This is a genomic window from Pseudomonas sp. AM14(2022) (assembly GCF_036346455.1).
GTDB lineage: Bacteria > Pseudomonadota > Gammaproteobacteria > Pseudomonadales > Pseudomonadaceae > Aquipseudomonas > Aquipseudomonas putida_A.
Map to the genome: position 1 here is coordinate 122,883 of NZ_JAOTNY010000014.1, position 17,659 is coordinate 140,541.

At 58.6% G+C, this 17,659-nt stretch carries 17 protein-coding genes; 4 read left to right on the forward strand and 13 right to left on the reverse strand.

Translation table 11 applies throughout. The features are described 5' to 3' along the window. Positions 1-191 precede the first annotated feature (191 nt). On the reverse strand, positions 192-821 hold the full coding sequence (gene rlmE, locus V3W27_RS23655; RefSeq protein WP_003221536.1) for a 23S rRNA (uridine(2552)-2'-O)-methyltransferase RlmE: 630 nt from the start codon (positions 819-821) through the stop codon (positions 192-194). Between the two features lie 101 nt (positions 822-922). Here rlmE and V3W27_RS23660 point away from each other — a divergent pair, with 101 nt between their 5' ends. Further along, a complete protein-coding gene (locus tag V3W27_RS23660; RefSeq protein WP_003221534.1) occupies positions 923-1,231 on the forward strand; it encodes a YhbY family RNA-binding protein in 309 nt (102 codons plus the stop codon). 9 nt (positions 1,232-1,240) lie between these two features. Here V3W27_RS23660 and V3W27_RS23665 read toward each other — a convergent pair whose 3' ends face one another. The 8 genes from V3W27_RS23665 to grpE all read right to left on the reverse strand — a co-directional run bounded on the left by V3W27_RS23665 (position 1,241) and on the right by grpE (position 11,712). Next, positions 1,241-1,645, reverse strand: a complete 405-nt coding sequence (locus tag V3W27_RS23665; protein WP_027610778.1) for a hypothetical protein — start codon at positions 1,643-1,645, stop codon at positions 1,241-1,243. A 28-nt stretch (positions 1,646-1,673) separates the two neighbouring features. Then, a complete protein-coding gene (gene greA / locus V3W27_RS23670) occupies positions 1,674-2,150 on the reverse strand; it encodes a transcription elongation factor GreA (protein WP_003221530.1) in 477 nt (158 codons plus the stop codon). Next, entirely contained in the window at positions 2,147-5,368 is a 3,222-nt protein-coding gene (gene carB / locus V3W27_RS23675) for a carbamoyl-phosphate synthase large subunit (RefSeq protein WP_007961429.1), read from the reverse strand. The genes greA and carB overlap by 4 nt, the downstream gene beginning before the upstream one ends. A gap of 126 nt (positions 5,369-5,494) precedes the next feature. Continuing rightward, a complete protein-coding gene (gene carA, locus V3W27_RS23680) occupies positions 5,495-6,631 on the reverse strand; it encodes a glutamine-hydrolyzing carbamoyl-phosphate synthase small subunit (RefSeq protein ID WP_097090471.1) in 1,137 nt (378 codons plus the stop codon). A 257-nt stretch (positions 6,632-6,888) separates the two neighbouring features. Then, on the reverse strand, positions 6,889-7,695 hold the full coding sequence (dapB, locus tag V3W27_RS23685; protein ID WP_003221523.1) for a 4-hydroxy-tetrahydrodipicolinate reductase: 807 nt from the start codon (positions 7,693-7,695) through the stop codon (positions 6,889-6,891). Positions 7,696-7,704: 9 nt separating this feature from the next. After that, the gene (dnaJ, locus tag V3W27_RS23690) at positions 7,705-8,829 is read right to left on the reverse strand and encodes a molecular chaperone DnaJ (RefSeq protein ID WP_003221522.1); all 1,125 of its coding nucleotides are present in this window, start codon (positions 8,827-8,829) and stop codon (positions 7,705-7,707) included. 297 nt (positions 8,830-9,126) lie between these two features. Beyond that, on the reverse strand, positions 9,127-11,043 hold the full coding sequence (dnaK, locus tag V3W27_RS23695; protein ID WP_003221521.1) for a molecular chaperone DnaK: 1,917 nt from the start codon (positions 11,041-11,043) through the stop codon (positions 9,127-9,129). Positions 11,044-11,145: 102 nt separating this feature from the next. Continuing rightward, on the reverse strand, positions 11,146-11,712 hold the full coding sequence (grpE, locus tag V3W27_RS23700; protein WP_007961425.1) for a nucleotide exchange factor GrpE: 567 nt from the start codon (positions 11,710-11,712) through the stop codon (positions 11,146-11,148). Between the two features lie 240 nt (positions 11,713-11,952). On the opposite strand from grpE, the gene recN reads away from it, so the two are divergent. Beyond that, complete coding sequence (recN, locus tag V3W27_RS23705) at positions 11,953-13,626, forward strand: DNA repair protein RecN (RefSeq protein WP_150370254.1); 1,674 nt, start codon at positions 11,953-11,955, stop codon at positions 13,624-13,626. A 74-nt stretch (positions 13,627-13,700) separates the two neighbouring features. On the opposite strand, the gene fur is transcribed toward recN, so the two are convergent. Then, entirely contained in the window at positions 13,701-14,105 is a 405-nt protein-coding gene (gene fur / locus V3W27_RS23710; protein WP_003221515.1) for a ferric iron uptake transcriptional regulator, read from the reverse strand. A 97-nt stretch (positions 14,106-14,202) separates the two neighbouring features. Between fur and V3W27_RS23715 the strand changes: the two genes are divergently transcribed. Further along, the gene (locus V3W27_RS23715; protein ID WP_027610774.1) at positions 14,203-14,730 is read left to right on the forward strand and encodes an outer membrane protein assembly factor BamE; all 528 of its coding nucleotides are present in this window, start codon (positions 14,203-14,205) and stop codon (positions 14,728-14,730) included. A gap of 61 nt (positions 14,731-14,791) precedes the next feature. Here V3W27_RS23715 and V3W27_RS23720 read toward each other — a convergent pair whose 3' ends face one another. The 3 genes from V3W27_RS23720 to V3W27_RS23730 are packed head-to-tail and all read right to left on the reverse strand — an operon-like array spanning position 14,792 to position 16,944. Then, positions 14,792-15,106, reverse strand: a complete 315-nt coding sequence (locus V3W27_RS23720; RefSeq protein ID WP_150370253.1) for an RnfH family protein — start codon at positions 15,104-15,106, stop codon at positions 14,792-14,794. Beyond that, entirely contained in the window at positions 15,099-15,533 is a 435-nt protein-coding gene (locus V3W27_RS23725) for a type II toxin-antitoxin system RatA family toxin (protein ID WP_003221509.1), read from the reverse strand. Before V3W27_RS23725 ends, V3W27_RS23720 begins: the two co-directional genes overlap by 8 nt. Before the next feature lie 7 nt (positions 15,534-15,540). After that, positions 15,541-16,944: a sodium-dependent transporter gene (locus tag V3W27_RS23730; RefSeq protein WP_097090468.1), complete on the reverse strand. Its 1,404-nt coding sequence runs from the start codon at positions 16,942-16,944 to the stop codon at positions 15,541-15,543. A 119-nt stretch (positions 16,945-17,063) separates the two neighbouring features. Here V3W27_RS23730 and smpB point away from each other — a divergent pair, with 119 nt between their 5' ends. After that, on the forward strand, positions 17,064-17,546 hold the full coding sequence (gene smpB / locus V3W27_RS23735) for an SsrA-binding protein SmpB (protein WP_003221505.1): 483 nt from the start codon (positions 17,064-17,066) through the stop codon (positions 17,544-17,546). Positions 17,547-17,659: the final 113 nt, after the last annotated feature.

Genomic DNA, 17,659 nt, shown 5'->3' on the forward strand with positions numbered 1-17,659 from the left:
AACTACCCTCTGAAGCAAGCTCCGCTACTGGCGCGCGCTTCGCATGATATTCACCGGCCTAACTTACTACATTACCTACAACTCTGGCAGGCGCCGTCTGTAACCCTTTGTGAAACACTTTCTACACAATATTCGCTTATGCACGCGGGGCAAAATACGAAAAACCTATCGCCCCGGCAAAAAAACTCGTTTTACTCGTTACCACCGCGGTAACCCCAAGCCAGCATATATTGCTCGCGGGAGCTGCCTCGGGAAGAATCCGGCTTGATCATCTGGATCTTGTCGAATTTCTTGCGAGCATCCTTCAGGTAAACATCGAAACCTTCACCCTGAAAGATCTTGATCACGAAATTGCCACCCGGCTTGAGTATCCGTTCCGCCAGATCAAGCGCCAGTTCGCAAAGGAACATGGCTTTCGGCATATCCACTTCAGGCGTACCACTCATATTGGGGGCCATATCGGAAATCACAAGGTCCACCTGCGAATTACCCACAGCCTCAAGAATCCGCGCAAGCACTTCATCCTCGGTGAAGTCACCCTGGATGAAAGTCACGTCCGGGATGCTGTCCATTTCCAGAATGTCCGAAGCGATCAGACGCCCCTGACCGCCAATCAGCCGGCTGGTGACCTGCGACCAACCGCCGGGCGCTGCGCCCAGGTCGACAACGCTCATGCCGGAACGGATCAGCTTGTATTTCTCCTGGATCTCCAGAAGCTTGTAACTTGCACGCGAACGGTAGCCATCCTTCTGCGCCTGCTTCACATAAGGATCGTTGACATGTCGTTTCAGCCAACCAAGGCTTGTCTTGGAACGCGCCATTGGGCACCTCGATGATTAGGGTCGTGATTAATTGGGCGGATCCACGAACCCTCGGGTAAAATGGCCGCCATTTTACAGAATCCAGACGAAAGGGTCAGATTATGCCGCTCACTCCAGAGCAGAAGAAACAGTACAAATCCATTGGCCACCACCTGAAGCCGGTTTTGACGGTGGCGGACAACGGTCTGACTGAAGGTGTATTAGCCGAACTCGAACGCGCACTGGCGGATCACGAGCTGATCAAGATCAAGCTCAACATCCTCGATCGCGAGTCGCGCCTGGCGCACATTGCAGAGTTGTGCAAGGTCGGCAAGGCTGACCTGGTTCAGGTCATCGGCAAAATGGCACTGGTTTACCGCAAGAACTTCAGCGTCAACAAGCAGCTGTCGAACGTTCATCGCTTCAAGTGATGACAAGGGTCAAGGGTGTGCTTCGCGCACCCTGCCACTCCATCCCGGCAGCGGTTGCAACACCAACACCACACCGGAGAAGCCCAACAGCAGAAAACTGAATTCCTGCCAGCGCTGCGCTTGCGGCCAGCCGACACGCACTGCAATAAACATCGCACACGCATACAACGCCATCAGCAACACCTGCCCGCGAAAATCCCGCCATAGACTGGCAAGGCCATCGGCCTGTACCAGCACCAAAGCCTGAAAAATCACGCATGCCGCGGCAAAACCCGCCACCGGCACTTCGAATGCATCGGCAACTTCATCGATCAGCAACGGTGCCAGGCCAATCTTGCCCAACACCGGTCGCAAACCGAGATGTATCAACCAGAAGCCGCCGACCCACAACATCTGGGTCAGCTGCCAAAGCATGGCGCCCGCACGTAGCGGGCGCCTGCCTTCAGATGTGACGGACTTCGACAATCTCGTACTCGATAACGCCACTCGGCGTTTTCACGGCAACCACATCACCCTCTTCCTTGCCGATCAAGGCACGGGCCAATGGTGAGCCGACCGAAATCTTGCCGAGTTTGAAGTCAGCCTCATCCTCACCCACGATGTGGTAAGTGACGCTCTCATCAGTCTCGACGTTGGCGATTTCGACGGTAGTACCGAAGATCACTTTGCCGGTGTGCGGGATAGTCGTGACGTCGATGATGACCTGATTCTGAATCCGGCCTTCGATGTCACGGATCCGCGCCTCGACCATGCCTTGCTGTTCGCGGGCGGCATGGTACTCGGCGTTTTCCTTCAGGTCACCCAACTCGCGAGCGGTACCGATGTCCTGGCTGAGCTTCGGACGAACGACCTTGGTCAGGTGAGCGTGTTCTTCTTCCAGGGCTTTCGCGCCCTGGACGGTCATTGGGTATTTGATCATGCCTTCAATCCTGCGTGTAGATCCTGCAAGCGGCGCACGGTCTTCTCGGGACCGAACTTCAGCGCTTCGCAGATAGCTTCGCCCGCAGCAATGGTGGTGGTGCAGTAGATCTTGTGCTGCAGGGCATTACGACGAATGGAGTAGGAATCAGCGATCGACTGACGGCCTTCGGTGGTGTTGATGATCAGAGTGACTTCGTCATTCTTGATCATGTCGACCACGTGCGGACGCCCCTCGGTCACCTTGTTCACACGGCGCACTTTCAGGCCTGCAGCTTCGATCAGCTTGGCAGTGCCGGCAGTGGCGACCACTTCGAAGCCCAAGTTGATCAGATCACGGGCCACGCCTGCAACCAGCGGCTTGTCATCGTCACGCACGCTGATGAACGCGGTACCGCCGGTCGGCAGCACTTCGCTGGCGCCCATCTGGGCCTTGGCGAATGCTTCACCGAAGGTGTCGCCGACGCCCATCACTTCACCGGTGGACTTCATCTCTGGGCCGAGGATCGGGTCAACGCCAGGGAATTTGGCGAACGGGAACACCGCCTCTTTCACGCTGTAGAAGTTCGGGATGATTTCCTTGGTGAAGCCGATTTCCTTCAGAGTCTTACCGGCCATGACGCGAGCCGCGATCATTGCCAGGGAGACACCGATGCACTTGGACACGAACGGCACGGTACGCGAAGCGCGCGGGTTGACTTCGATGACGTAGATGTCTTCGCCCTGCAGCGCCAGTTGCACGTTCATCAGGCCGACAACGCCCAGTTCCAGGGCCATTTTCTTGACCTGTTCGCGCATCTCGTCCTGGATGTGCGCCGGCAGCGAGTAAGGCGGCAGCGAGCACGCGGAGTCACCGGAGTGAACGCCCGCCTGTTCGATGTGCTGCATGATCGCGCCGATCACCACGTCTTTGCCGTCGCAGACCGCATCCACGTCCATCTCGATGGCGCAGTTGAGGAAGTGGTCGAGCAGCACCGGGCTGTCGTTGGAGACTTGCACCGCGTCACGCAGGTAGCGCTTGAGTTCGTCTTCCTTGTAAACGATTTCCATCGCGCGGCCGCCCAGTACGTAGGACGGGCGAACCACCAGCGGATAACCGATTTTCGCGGCAGCGCGAACGGCTTCGTCTTCGCTGCGCACGGTGGCGTTTGGCGGCTGACGCAGGTTCAGGCGCTCGACCATTTGCTGGAAGCGCTCACGGTCTTCGGCGCGGTCGATGGCGTCAGGGCTGGTACCGATGATTGGCACGCCAGCGGCTTCCAGGGCACGCGCCAGTTTCAGCGGAGTCTGGCCCCCGTACTGGACGATCACGCCTTTCGGCTTCTCGACGCGGCAGATTTCCAGCACGTCTTCCAGGGTTACCGGCTCGAAGTACAGACGGTCGGAAGTGTCGTAGTCGGTGGAAACGGTTTCCGGGTTGCAGTTGACCATGATGGTTTCGTAGCCGTCTTCGCGCAGTGCGAGGGCAGCGTGTACGCAGCAGTAGTCGAACTCGATGCCCTGGCCGATACGGTTCGGACCGCCACCCAGAATCATGATCTTGTCGCGACCGGACGGTGCGGCTTCGCACTCTTCCTCGTACGTCGAGTAGAGGTACGCGGTGTCGGTGGCGAATTCGGCGGCGCAAGTGTCAACGCGCTTGTAGACCGGGAACACTTCCAGTTTTTGACGGTGAGTACGCAGGTTCTTCTCGGTCACACCCAGCAGCTTGGCCAGACGCTGATCGGAGAAGCCTTTGCGCTTGAGCTTGAACATCAGGTCGCGGTCGATAGCGGACAGACCGAGGGTCTTGACCTTCTCTTCGTCCTTGATCAGATCTTCGATCTGCACCAGGAACCACGGGTCGATCATGTTCATGCCGAAGATGTCTTCGACGGTCATGCCGGCGCGGAAGGCGTCCGCCACGTACCAGATACGCTCGGCGCCCGGCACGGTCAGCTCGCGCTTGAGGATGCTCATGCTTTCCGGGTTGCTCAGGTCGAGCTTCTCGTCCAGACCGCAAACACCGACTTCCAGACCGCGCAGGGCTTTCTGCAGGGATTCCTGGAAGGTCCGGCCGATGGCCATGACTTCACCGACCGACTTCATTTGAGTGGTCAGGCGTGCGTCAGCGTTGGCGAATTTCTCGAAAGCGAAACGTGGCAGTTTGGTGACGACGTAGTCGATCGACGGCTCGAAGGACGCCGGGGTCTTGCCGCCGGTGATGTCGTTCGACAGTTCGTCGAGGGTGTAGCCCACAGCCAGCTTGGCCGCGACTTTGGCGATCGGGAAACCGGTGGCTTTCGAAGCCAGTGCCGAGGAACGCGATACACGCGGGTTCATCTCGATCACGACCATGCGGCCGGTGTCCGGGCAGATGCCGAACTGCACGTTGGAACCGCCGGTCTCGACGCCGATCTCGCGCAGTACCGCCAGCGAGGCGTTACGCAGGATCTGGTATTCCTTGTCGGTCAGGGTCTGTGCCGGAGCAACGGTGATCGAGTCACCGGTGTGCACGCCCATCGGGTCGAAGTTTTCGATCGAGCAGACGATGATGCAGTTGTCCTTTTTGTCGCGGACAACTTCCATTTCATATTCTTTCCAGCCGATCAGCGACTCGTCGATCAGCAGCTCTTTGGTCGGCGACAGGTCCAGACCGCGGGCGCAGATTTCTTCGAACTCTTCACGGTTGTACGCAATACCGCCACCGGTGCCGCCCATGGTGAAGGACGGACGGATGATGCACGGGAAACCCAGACGCTCGAGGACGGCGTTGGCTTCTTCCATGCTGTGGGCGATACCGGAACGCGGGCATTCCAGGCCGATCGACTTCATGGCCTTGTCGAAACGCGAACGGTCTTCAGCCTTGTCGATGGTGTCGGCGTTGGCGCCGATCATTTCCACGCCGAATTTTTCCAGAACGCCTTCGCGCTCCAGGTCCAGGGCGCAGTTCAGAGCAGTCTGGCCGCCCATGGTTGGCAGCACGGCATCCGGACGCTCTTTTTCGATGATCTTGGCAACGGTCTGCCATTTGATCGGCTCGATGTAGGTCGCGTCGGCCATGTCCGGGTCGGTCATGATGGTGGCCGGGTTGGAGTTCACCAGGATGACGCGGTAACCCTCTTCGCGCAGGGCTTTGCAGGCCTGGGCGCCGGAGTAGTCGAATTCGCAGGCCTGGCCGATAACGATCGGGCCAGCGCCGAGAATCAGGATGCTTTTAATGTCTGTACGTTTTGGCATGGGTTTGTCACTCAAATCCGCAGGTCAGTCGGCAAGCCGTCTTGATCGATTTCTGAAGCCCTGAGGGGCGCCACCGGTGTCGGGGCCGCCCTCAAGGGCTTCTCGCTACAGTCTCAAGGCGAACGCTTAGCGTCGCTTGGCCATCTCGTTGATGAAGCGGTCGAACAGGGGTGCCACGTCGTTCGGGCCCGGGCTCGCTTCAGGGTGGCCCTGGAAGCTGAACGCGCTCTTGTCGGTGCGCTCGATGCCTTGCAGGGTGCCGTCGAACAGCGATTTGTGAATCGCACGCACGTTGGTTGGCAGGGTCGCTTCGTCAACCGCGAAACCGTGGTTCTGGCTGGTGATCATCACGACGCCAGTGTCCAGATCCTGTACCGGGTGGTTGGCACCGTGGTGGCCGTGACCCATTTTCAGGGTCTTGGCGCCGGAGGCCAGAGCCAGCAGCTGGTGACCGAGGCAGATACCGAATACCGGAATCTCGGTTTCCAGCACTTCCTTGATCGCCTTGATCGCGTAGTCGCAAGGCTCCGGGTCACCAGGGCCGTTGGACAGGAACACGCCGTCCGGCTTGAGTGCCAGCACATCGGCAGCCGGGGTTTGCGCCGGCACCACGGTCACGCGGCAGCCGCGCTCGACCAGCATGCGCAGGATGTTCAGTTTGACGCCGTAGTCGTAGGCAACCACGTGGTATGGCAGCTCGGAGGCATCGATGGTCGCGTGGCTGTCGGTCTTCAGCTCCCAGACAGTTGAGCGCCATTCGTACTTTTCCTTGGTGCTGACGACTTTCGCCAGATCCATGCCCTTCAGGCCCGGGAAGCCTTGCGCGGCGGCAATTGCAGCTTCTTCGGAGATGTTGTCGCCGGCCATGATGCAGCCGTTCTGTGCGCCTTTTTCACGCAGGATGCGGGTCAGGCGACGAGTATCGATACCAGCGATTGCCACAACGTTATTGGCTTTCAGGTAGTCGGACAGGGACATCGTGTTACGCCAGTTGCTCGCTACCAGCGGCAGGTCACGGATGACCAGGCCAGCGGACCATACGCGGTCGGACTCGGCGTCTTCCGGCGTGGTGCCGGTGTTGCCGATGTGCGGGTAAGTCAGGGTAACGATCTGCTGGGCGTAGGAAGGATCGGTAAGGATTTCCTGATAGCCGGTCATTGCGGTGTTGAACACCACCTCACCAACGGTTTGACCGTCGGCTCCAATGGCTTCGCCGCGAAAAATGCTGCCATCAGCAAGGGCGAGTATGGCTGGCTTAGTCAAGAAGACCTCCCGTAAATAACGCATGAAAGGGCAATCGCAGGTTGTAAAAAAGCGGAGTGACGTATGGACACGTCACCCCGCTTCTTCACTGAATTATTCTGCGCGCTTTTAGTGGACACACTAAAGCTGTAGCTTACAGAAAAAGGCTTTTTTGGTCCACCGCTAAAGAGCCTAAAAGGCCGGAGAATGCGACAGGCCGTCGCGCGGTGTAGAAAAACCAGCGCAAACCGGGCGTTTGCGCTGGGTAAAACAGTCAATCAATGCAGGTCGAGCACGTCCTGCATGTCGTACAGACCCGGCTCGCGACCATCCAGCCACAACGCCGCACGCACAGCACCCTTGGCGAATGTCATGCGACTGGAAGCCTTGTGCGTGATCTCCAGGCGCTCGCCCTCACAGGCGAACAGCACGGTGTGATCGCCAACCACATCACCACCACGCACGGTAGCGAAACCGATGGTTTCCCGCTCTCGCGCGCCGGTATGGCCTTCACGGCCATAGACCGCAACCTTCTGCAGATCACGATCCAGCGCATCGGCGATCACTTCACCCATGCGCAGCGCCGTGCCCGAAGGCGCATCGATCTTGTGCCGGTGATGCGCCTCGATGATTTCGATGTCGGCATCGTCGCCCAGCACCCGGGCGGTCATTTCGAGCAGCTTCAGCGACAGATTGACCCCAACACTGAAGTTGGCCGCGAACACGATCGGAATATCCTTGCCCGCCTCGGCCAGCAGCTGCTTTTGCGCAGCGTCGAGCCCGGTGGTGCCGATGACCATGGCCTTGCCGGCCTTGCGGCAGAACGCGAGGTTTTTCAGCATGACTTCCGGCAGGGTGAAATCGATCAGTACATCGAACTCTTCAGCCACCGATTCGAGATTGCCGGACAACGGCACACCGATGCGACCCAGCGAAGCCAGCTCACCGGCATCCACCCCGATCAGCGTACTGCCGGGACGAACGATCGCCGCGGTCAGGCCGGTCAGCGGCGCGCGCTGCTGCACGGCCTCGACCAGAATCTTGCCCATGCGCCCGGCGGCGCCCATCACAGCTATACGTCGCATGCCGACTCCTTACAGATCGCCGAAGAAGCGCTTCACACCATCGAACCAACCGGTGGTTTTTGGCGAGTGGCTGTTGTCATCCGCCAGCGAGCTGCGGAATTCTTCGAGCAATTCGCGCTGACGACGATTCAGATTGACCGGGGTCTCCACCGCTACACGGCACATCAAGTCGCCCGCACCACCGCCCCGCACGGGCGCCACGCCTTTGCCGCGTACACGGAACTGCTTGCCGGTCTGGGTGCCTTCAGGGATTTTCAGTTTGACGCGACCGTCGAGGGTCGGGATTTCCAGCTCGCCGCCGAGCGCCGCATCAACAAAGCTGATCGGCACTTCGCAGAACAGATGTTTGCCGTCGCGCTGGAAGATGTCGTGCTCGCGCACGTTGATCACCACGTACAGGTCGCCAGTCGGGCCACCTTGAGTACCCGCCTCGCCTTCGCCGGACAGACGAATGCGGTCGCCGGTATCAACGCCAGCCGGCACTTTGACCGACAGTGTTTTGTACTCTTCGACGCGACCGTCGCCGTGGCAGGAATCGCACGGATCGGAAATGATCTTGCCCTGGCCATGGCAACGCGGGCAGGTCTGCTGCACCGAGAAGAAGCCCTGCTGCATGCGCACCTGACCGATGCCGCCGCAGGTCGGGCAGGTCGATGGCGACGAGCCTTTCTTCGCGCCGGAACCATCGCATGGCTTGCAATTGACCAGTGTCGGTACGCGGATATTCACGGTAGTGCCGCGCACCGCTTCTTCCAGATTCAGCTCCAGGGTGTAGCGCAGATCGCTGCCACGCTGGGCGCCGCCACGGGAACCGCCACGACCGCCACCGAAGAAGTCACTGAAGACATCGCCAAAGATGTCGGAGAAGTTCTGCCCGCCGAAACCGGCGCCACCGCCACCCATGCTTGGGTCGACGCCAGCATGACCGTACTGGTCGTACGCCGCGCGCTTGCTCGAATCGGACAATACTTCGTAGGCCTCGTTGGCCTCTTTGAACAGTTCTTCCGACGCTTTGTCATCGGGATTACGGTCCGGGTGATGCTTCATCGCCAGACGACGATAGGCCTTCTTCAGGTCTGCATCGCTTGAACCACGCTCTACACCCAATACTTCGTAATAGTCACGCTTTGCCATAAGTCTTTTGCACTCTTGAGGACGTTCGGCAAACCCCTCCTGAGGATGGCCAAACTCGTTGAGCCCCAATACAGGCCCGGACCCAACTCACGTCAATTCAACGATCCTGGTCTTTGTTTCTTTTGGTACTTGCGGCGCGAAAAGCAGGAGCATTCCCGGCCATACCAGCAGTAGGCGAACCTTGTCGCATGCTGTAAAAATTCGTGTATTCCAGATACGCCAACGCGGGAGCAAGCTCCCGCGCGGCGACATCCTACCAGTCACCGCCGCAAGGCAGTCAACCGGCCGACCAACAACTTACTTGTGGTCTTTGACTTCTTCGAACTCGGCATCGACAACATCGTCAGCCTTTTCAGCTTTCTCGTCGTGCGGTGCCGCGCCTTCAGCAGGCTGAGCCTGTTCGGCGTACATCTTCTGAGCAACCGGAGCCGAGACTTTCGACAGCTCTTCGATCTTCGCTTCGATGGCAGCCTTGTCGTCGCCTTTCACAGCAGCTTCCAGTGCAACCACAGCGGCTTCGATCGCGGTCTTCTCTTCAGCGCTGACCTTGTCGCCCGCTTCGGTAACCATTTTGCGAGTCGAGTGAACCAGTGCATCACCCTTGTTACGGGATTCAGCCAGTTCAGCGAACTTGCGGTCTTCCTCGGCGTTCAGCTCGGCATCGCGAACCATTTTCTGAATTTCTTCATCCGACAGACCGGAGTTGGCCTTGATGGTGATCTTCTGCTCTTTACCGGTCGCCTTGTCTTTCGCACCAACGTGCAGGATGCCGTTAGCGTCGATGTCGAAGGTCACTTCGATCTGTGGCACGCCACGTGGAGCTGGTGGAATGTCGGCCAGGTCGAACTTGCCCAGGGACTTGTTCTGTGCGGCTTGCTTACGCTCACCTTGTAGAACGTGAATGGTCACAGCGCCCTGGTTGTCGTCGGCAGTCGAGAACACTTGCGATTTCTTGGTAGGAATCGTGGTGTTTTTCTCGATCAGCGCGGTCATCACGCCACCCATGGTTTCGATACCCAGGGTCAGCGGGCTGACGTCGAGCAGCAGAACGTCTTTCACGTCACCGGCCAGAACGGCGCCCTGAATCGCAGCACCCATGGCAACCGCTTCGTCCGGGTTCACGTCTTTACGAGCTTCTTTACCGAAGAAATCGGTCACCAGCTTCTGTACCAGCGGCATACGGGTCTGACCGCCGACCAGAATCACGTCGTTGATCGCGCCAACGTCGATACCGGCGTCTTTCATAGCGATACGGCAAGGCTCGATGGTGCGCTGAACCAGGTCTTCAACCAGTGCTTCGAGCTTGGCACGCGAAATCTTCACGTTCAGGTGCTTAGGACCGGTAGCGTCTGCAGTGATGTACGGCAGGTTGACGTCGGTCGACTGAGCGGACGACAGCTCGATCTTGGCTTTCTCAGCGGCTTCTTTCAGGCGCTGCATGGCCAGCGGGTCACCTTTGAGGTTCATGCCGCTTTCTTTCTTGAATTCGTCAACGAGGTAGTCGATCAGACGAATGTCGAAGTCTTCACCGCCGAGGAAGGTGTCACCGTTGGTGGCCAACACTTCGAACTGGTGCTCGCCGTCAACTTCAGCGATCTCGATCACGGAAACGTCGAAAGTACCGCCACCCAGGTCATAAACGATCACGGTGTGATCGCCCTTGGCCTTGTCCATACCGTAAGCCAGAGCCGCTGCGGTTGGTTCGTTGATGATACGTTTAACGTCCAGACCGGCGATGCGGCCGGCGTCTTTGGTCGCCTGACGCTGGCTGTCGTTGAAGTAGGCCGGAACGGTGATTACCGCTTCGGTCACAGGCTCGCCGAGGTAGTCTTCGGCGGTCTTCTTCATCTTCTTCAGAATTTCAGCCGAGATTTGTGGCGGCGCCATTTTCTGGCCGTTCACTTCAACCCAGGCGTCGCCGTTGTCAGCCTTGGCGATTTTGTACGGGACCATCTTGATGTCTTTCTGTACGACTTCTTCGTCGAACTTGCGACCGATCAGACGCTTCACCGCGTACAGGGTGTTGTGCGGGTTGGTCACTGCCTGACGCTTGGCCGACTGACCAACGAGGATTTCACCATCGTTGGCGTAAGCGATGATCGACGGCGTGGTACGCGCGCCTTCGGCGTTTTCGATAACTTTGGCTACGCCGTTTTCCAGCACGGAGACGCAGGAGTTGGTAGTCCCCAGGTCGATACCGATAATTTTGCCCATGTTCACTCTCCCGAAACTTTGGATTTTGTTGCCGCAGCAGTGGTGGCTAACTGCGGTAATACTTAAACGCTTGACTTCTAAATGGGGGCCTTGCGGCTAATTTCAAGCCTTCTCGTCAATCGAAGGCGAAATTGGCGCCGGCGCCTTGCTGACCACAACCATGGCCGGACGCAACAGTCGGCCATTGAGCTGGTAGCCCTTCTGGAACACCTTCAGAACGCTGTTCGGTTCGACGTCGGCGCTTTCCTGCATGGCCATCGCCTGATGGTGAACGGCATTGAACGGTTCGCCATGCGGATCGATCGCTTCAAGCTGGTAACGCTTGAGGGTGTCGTGGAACATTTTCAGGGTCAGCTCGATGCCTTCGCGCATCGGACGGATGCTTTCGTCGTCCGGGCTCGACAGTTCGAGACCGCGCTCCAGGCTGTCGACGATTGGCAGCAAGTCACCGGCGAATTTTTCCAGCGCAAACTTGTGCGCCTTCTCGACATCCTGCTCGGCACGACGGCGGACGTTCTGCAGATCGGCAGCTACGCGCAGCGACTGATCCTGCGCGGCGGCCAACTGCTCTTCGAGCACTTGTACACGGGTCGCCAGGTCGTCACCCGAAGTTTCGGGCGCCTGATTGGCTTCTGGATTTTGCGTATCTACTGTCTGTTCGTCAGCCATAGAATTCTCCTTTCAATTACGTCCGCGAGCAGTACTCGCGCTTCTGCCCCGATATATGGGGCCGCAAAATCAGGCTTCAAGGGCCTGCAATGATTAACCCTACAAAAAAGTGCTGCATTGTCATTCCTGCTCGGACTAAGCATTTGATCGGATCAAGCAAATCGAGCTAAGCGAGGGCATTGTCAGCCTGAAACAAAACACTGTATAAATAACCAGACCTAAAGCCTGGGAGCGGCCTTTATGCTGGTGCACCTGTCCGTACATAACTACGCCATCGTTGAACATCTCGATCTCGAACTCGATCGCGGGATGAGCGTGATCACAGGGGAAACCGGCGCCGGCAAGTCGATCATGCTCGACGCCCTGGGCCTGACCCTCGGCGATCGCGCCGACAGCGGCGTAGTTCGCCCAGGCGCCGACAAGGCCGATATCCTGGCCACCTTCGACCTGGTCGACATTCCCGAAGCCCATGCCTGGCTGGCCGAGCGCGATCTTGAAAGCGATGGTCCGTGCATCCTGCGTCGGGTGATCACCGCTGAAGGCCGTTCACGCGGCTATATCAATGGCACGCCCTGCCCGCTCGGCGATCTCAAGGCCCTCGGCGAGCTGCTGATCGATATCCACAGCCAGCACGAACACCAGTCCCTGCTGAAGACCGACACTCACCGGCGCCTGCTCGACGAATACGCCGGCGCTACCGATCTGGGCCGCCAGGTTCAACTCGCCGCGCAGCGCTGGCGTCAAACCCGCCAGGAGCTGGAGCGCCTCTCCAATTCTGGCGACGAACAACGCGCGCGCCACCAACTGCTCAGCTACCAGCTTGAAGAACTGGAAAACCTCGGCCTCGGCGACAACGAGCTGGACCAGCTGGAGCAGGAACACAAGAATCTGACCAATGCCGAAACCCTGCTCGGCATCTGCCGACAGGTGGTCGAGCAGTGCAGCGAAAGCGATTCCGGCAATGTGCTGAATGCACTGACCGCCAGCCTCAATCGCCTGTCGAGCGTGAACAACTCGGTTGGCGCACTGGGCGAAGCCAGCAGCCTGCTGACCAGCGCGCAGATCCAGGTCGAAGAAGCCGTGGGCGAACTCAATCGCTTCCTTGACAACTTCGATGCCGATCCGGCGCGCCTGCAGTATCTGGAAGAACGCCTCGACGCAATTTACACCCTGGCCCGCAAGCACCGGATCCAGCCAACTGAAGTCGCCGAGATGCAGCAGAAGTTGCTGGATGAAATCGAAACCCTCAATGCCAATGACGAATCCATCGAGCGCCTGGGTGAAGAACTGGCGTCCTACGCGCGCCATTATCAAGAGAAGGCCCGAGAGCTGAGCGACTTGCGTCATCAGGCCGCCGGCAGCCTTGCCAGCGCCGTGGAGCAGGAAATCCAGCGCCTGGGCATGCCGGGCGGGCGCTTCACCATCGAACTGCGCGCCAACAGCAGCGACGAATTGCTACCCAACGGCCTGGAGCAAGTCGAGCTGCTGGTCAGCGCCAACCCCGGCCAGCCACTGAAGGCGCTGGCCAAAGTGGCCTCCGGCGGCGAGCTGTCGCGGATCAGTCTGGCGATTCAGGTGATCACCGCGCAGACCTCACGGGTACCAACCCTGGTATTCGACGAAGTGGACGTGGGTATCGGCGGGCCGACCGCCGAAATCGTCGGCCAGTTGTTGCGACGTCTTGGCGATCGCGGGCAGGTACTGACCGTGACGCACTTGCCGCAAGTGGCAGCGCAGGGTCATCAGCATTTGTTCGTGCACAAGGTACGGGGCGAACAAGCGACTCACACCGCCGTGTCCAAGCTGAGCAAGAACGACCGTATAGAAGAAGTGGCGCGGATGCTGGGCGGCATCGACCTGACCAAAGAGTCTTTGGCTCACGCAAAAAAAATGGTGGTTACCGCAAAAGTTTAAGCACAGCAGAAAGCACGAAGGCGACCCTTGGGTCGCCTTCGTTCGTTTCGCGAACCTGAATTCGCGCGACATGCTTACTTTTTCTTGCGTACGTACAGCACCAGATTGTGATCTACCAGATCAACACCGTGCTCCTCGGCAATTGCCTTCTGGAGCTTTTCGATTTCCGGACTGACAAATTCGACGACTTCACCGGTTTCCACGTTGACCATGTGGTCGTGGTGGCCACCGTCGGCCAGTTCGAATACCGCGTGGCCACCGTCGAAGTTGTGACGGACCACGAGGCCAGCGGCTTCGAACTGGGTCAGAACACGGTAAACCGTGGCCAGACCAACGTCCTCGCCCGCTTCCATCAACGCCTTGTAGACGTCTTCGGCACTCATGTGACGCTGCTCGGTAGAGTCGAGCATTTGCAGGATCTTGACCCGTGGCAGGGTCACTTTGAGGCCGGCTTTGCGTAGTTCGCTATTTTCAACCATGGTCAGCTTTCTCGCGATGCTGCTTCGCAGCTTCTCTTAATGCGGGTATGATCGGCGTTTACGTTGTCCCAGCCAAGATAGTGGAAGTCGCCCACCGATGCAAAACACCAAGCTCTTGCTAACCAGTTTCACCTTTGTGGGACTGCTCGCACTCGCCGGTTGTTCATTCCCCGGGGTTTACAAAATCGACATCCAGCAGGGCAATGTCGTCACGCAGGACATGATAGACCAGTTACGCCCGGGAATGACCCGTCGGCAAGTACGGTTTATCATGGGTAACCCTCTGCTGACCGACACGTTCCATGCCGATCGCTGGGATTATCTGTACAGCCTGCAACCTGGTGGCGGTGAACGCCAACAGGAACGCGTGAGTGTTAACTTCAACTCCAACGACCAGCTTGTCAGCCTGTCCGGTGACTTCATGCCGGGCGTGAGCCGTGACGAAGCCATTCTCGGCAAGGACAGTGGCACCAGCGTGACCGCCCCTGCTGAAAACGCCGAGAAGCCGAAGCCGGAACAACCAGCCAAACCAGGCTCCTTGCTGGATTCGATCCAGAAGGACGTGGACGGTGTTGAAACCGTTCCGGTTCCGACGCCTGAGCCGCTGGACACCTCGCCGCAGTAATGTGCGAGGCAATAAAAAACCCGGAATTTCCGGGTTTTTTATTGCCTGCGATTTGGCCCATCTACTGATTTCGCGCTTTCGCCTCGGCAGCCTTGGCCGCGCGCAGACGCCGCACCTCTTTCGGGTCAGCCAGCAATGGTCGGTAGATCTCGATGCGATCCCCCGCCTGAATCAGGCGAACCTGCGGATCCGCGATCACTTTGCCGAAGACACCCAACGGGCACTCGCTCAAGTCCAGCTCCGGAAATTCATCGCCAATACCTGACTTGAGCACCGTCTCACGCACTGTCGTCCCTTCAGGAACGCTCAAAGTGCGCAAGATCTGACGATCCACGGCGGCATACACCACTTCAATCTCGATCACCGGCTCAACCATGCATCTGCTTGGCACGCTGGCAGAACGCATCCACCAGCGTATTCGCTGCCTGATTGAACAGCGGCCCGAGGGTCGCACGCACCAGTGGGCCGGCGTAGTCAAAAGACAGGTCAAGACTGATCTTGCAGGCCTTCTCGTTCAACGCCTTGAAGACCCAGACGCCATGCAGTTGGTTGAACGGGCCTTCTTCCAGGTTCATCTCGATCGATTGCCCCGGCACCAGCGTATTGCGCGTGACGAAGTGCTGACTGAGCCCCCCCTTGGCCACGCCAACGCTGGCACGCATGTGCTCGGGCGAACTCTCCAGCACCTCGGCGGACGAGCACCACGGCAGGAATTCCGGGTAACGCGCGACGTCGTTGACCAGGTCGTAAAGGAATTGCGCCGGGTATGGCAGCAACGCCGAACGTTGAATATGTGTCGTCATGTAAGCGTTACTTCCAGAGCTGAGCGGCAAACACTACCAGAATGCCGATGGGCGCCACGTAGCGCATCAAGAACAGGGCCAGGGCAAACAGCGCCGGGTTACGAATCGACAACTCGTCACGCACCGCCTCACGCCCCATCACCCAACCGGCAAACAGCACGAAGCACAAGCCACCGAGCGGCAACATGATCCGCGAGGTGAAGAAATCAATCACGCCGAAGAAGTCCAGACCGCCTGCCGCCCCCCATTGGTAGAGATGAAACAGCCCGCCATCGTTCACGAAAAATTTGGCTTCCTTCCAGATATTGAAGGAGAAAACCGTACCCAGACCGACGAACCAGCAAATGAATGCCAGCCAGAAAGTCACCCAGCCACGGCTGATTTTCGTGCGTTCAACCAGATAGGCAACCATTGGTTCGAGCAGGGAAATCGCCGAGCTCCAGGCGGCAATTGCCACCAGGACAAAGAACACCACGCCCATCAACTGGCCGAAAACCACATTACCGAAGGCAAATGGCAGACTGACGAACATCAGGCCCGGACCTTCGCTAGGGTTCAAACCGCCAGCAAACACAATCGGAAACAATGCCAGACCGGCCACCAGCGACACGAAGGTGTCGAGCAGTGCCACACCGACCACCGTGCCGGACAACGAGGCTTCCTTGGTCATGTAAGCGCCGTAGATCATGATCGAGCCGACGCCCACGCTCAGGGAAAAGAACGCATGGCCCATGGCGGGCAGCAAGCCGTCGAGGACTTTTTCCGGGTGGAAATCGAACATGAAATGCACGCCTTCCATGAAATGCCCGGTGGTCATGCTGTAACCCAGCAACACCAGCACCATCACGAACAGCAGCGGCATCATGATGCGCAAACTGCGCTCAAGCCCGGCAACCACGCCTTTGGCGATCACTACGGCCGACAACAGCATGAAAACTGTGTGCCAAAGTGTCAGGCGCCAGGGATCGGAGATGACATTGCCGAAATAAGCGCCGACCTGCTCCGCCGTAGCGCCCTGGAAGTCGCCGCGCCCCATGTCGATGATGTAATCCAGCGACCAGCCGCCAACCACACTATAGAAAGACAGGATCAGCAACGCCGTGATCATCCCGGCAAATGCACCCCACGACCACTTGCCCGAATGCCCGGCTTCCAGCGCCAGCACCTTCAGGGCGTTCGCCGGACTCTGCCGTGCGCGGCGGCCGATCAGGGTTTCAGCCAGCATGACCGGGATCCCGATCAGGGCGATGCAGGCCAGAAACATCAGCACGAAGGCGCCGCCGCCGTAGACCCCGACCATGTAGGGGAATTTCCAGATGCTGCCCAGTCCCACGGCCGAACCGGTCGCGGCGAATATGAAAACCCAGCGGCTAGCCCAACTGCCGTGGACAGAAACCTTGTCTGTCGACATTGAATATCACGCCCAAGCGTTAGAAAAAGAGGCCGCATTGTCCGGGATTCACTCAACGCGCTCAAGCACGCAGCATCACCGTAGCCGAGGACCGTTTATCTCCATATAATGCCGCCCCTATGGCTAAACAGAAGAAACACCCAACAGGGACCATCGCGCAGAACAAAAAGGCGCGACACGATTACTTCATCGAACATCGTTTCGAGGCTGGTCTGGTCCTGGCCGGCTGGGAAGTAAAAAGTCTGCGGGCAAGCAAGCTGCAACTGGTCGACAGTTACGTGCTGCTCAAGGATGGCGAAGCCTGGCTCCTCGGCAGTCACATCACGCCGTTGATGACCGCCAGCACCCACGTCATCGCCGATCCGACCCGCACCCGCAAACTGCTGCTGAACAAGCGCGAGCTGGAAAAACTCGCCGCTGCCGTGCAACAGAAAGGCTACGCCTGCGTGTGCCTGTCCTTCTACTGGAGCAAGCACATGGTCAAGTGCGAGATCGCTCTGGGCAAGGGCAAGAAGGAATACGACAAGCGTGACACCGAGCGCGAACGCGACGCCGGTCGTGAGTTGCAGCGCGCCGTGCGCAACAAGGGCAAGGAAGAATAATTTCTTCTGCCTGATACTGTGGCGAGGGAGCTTGCTCCCGCTGGGGCGCGTAGCAACCCTCGCTTTACAGGTAGTCACGAGAGCAGAGGGCGCCTGCTGCGCATGCGAGCGGG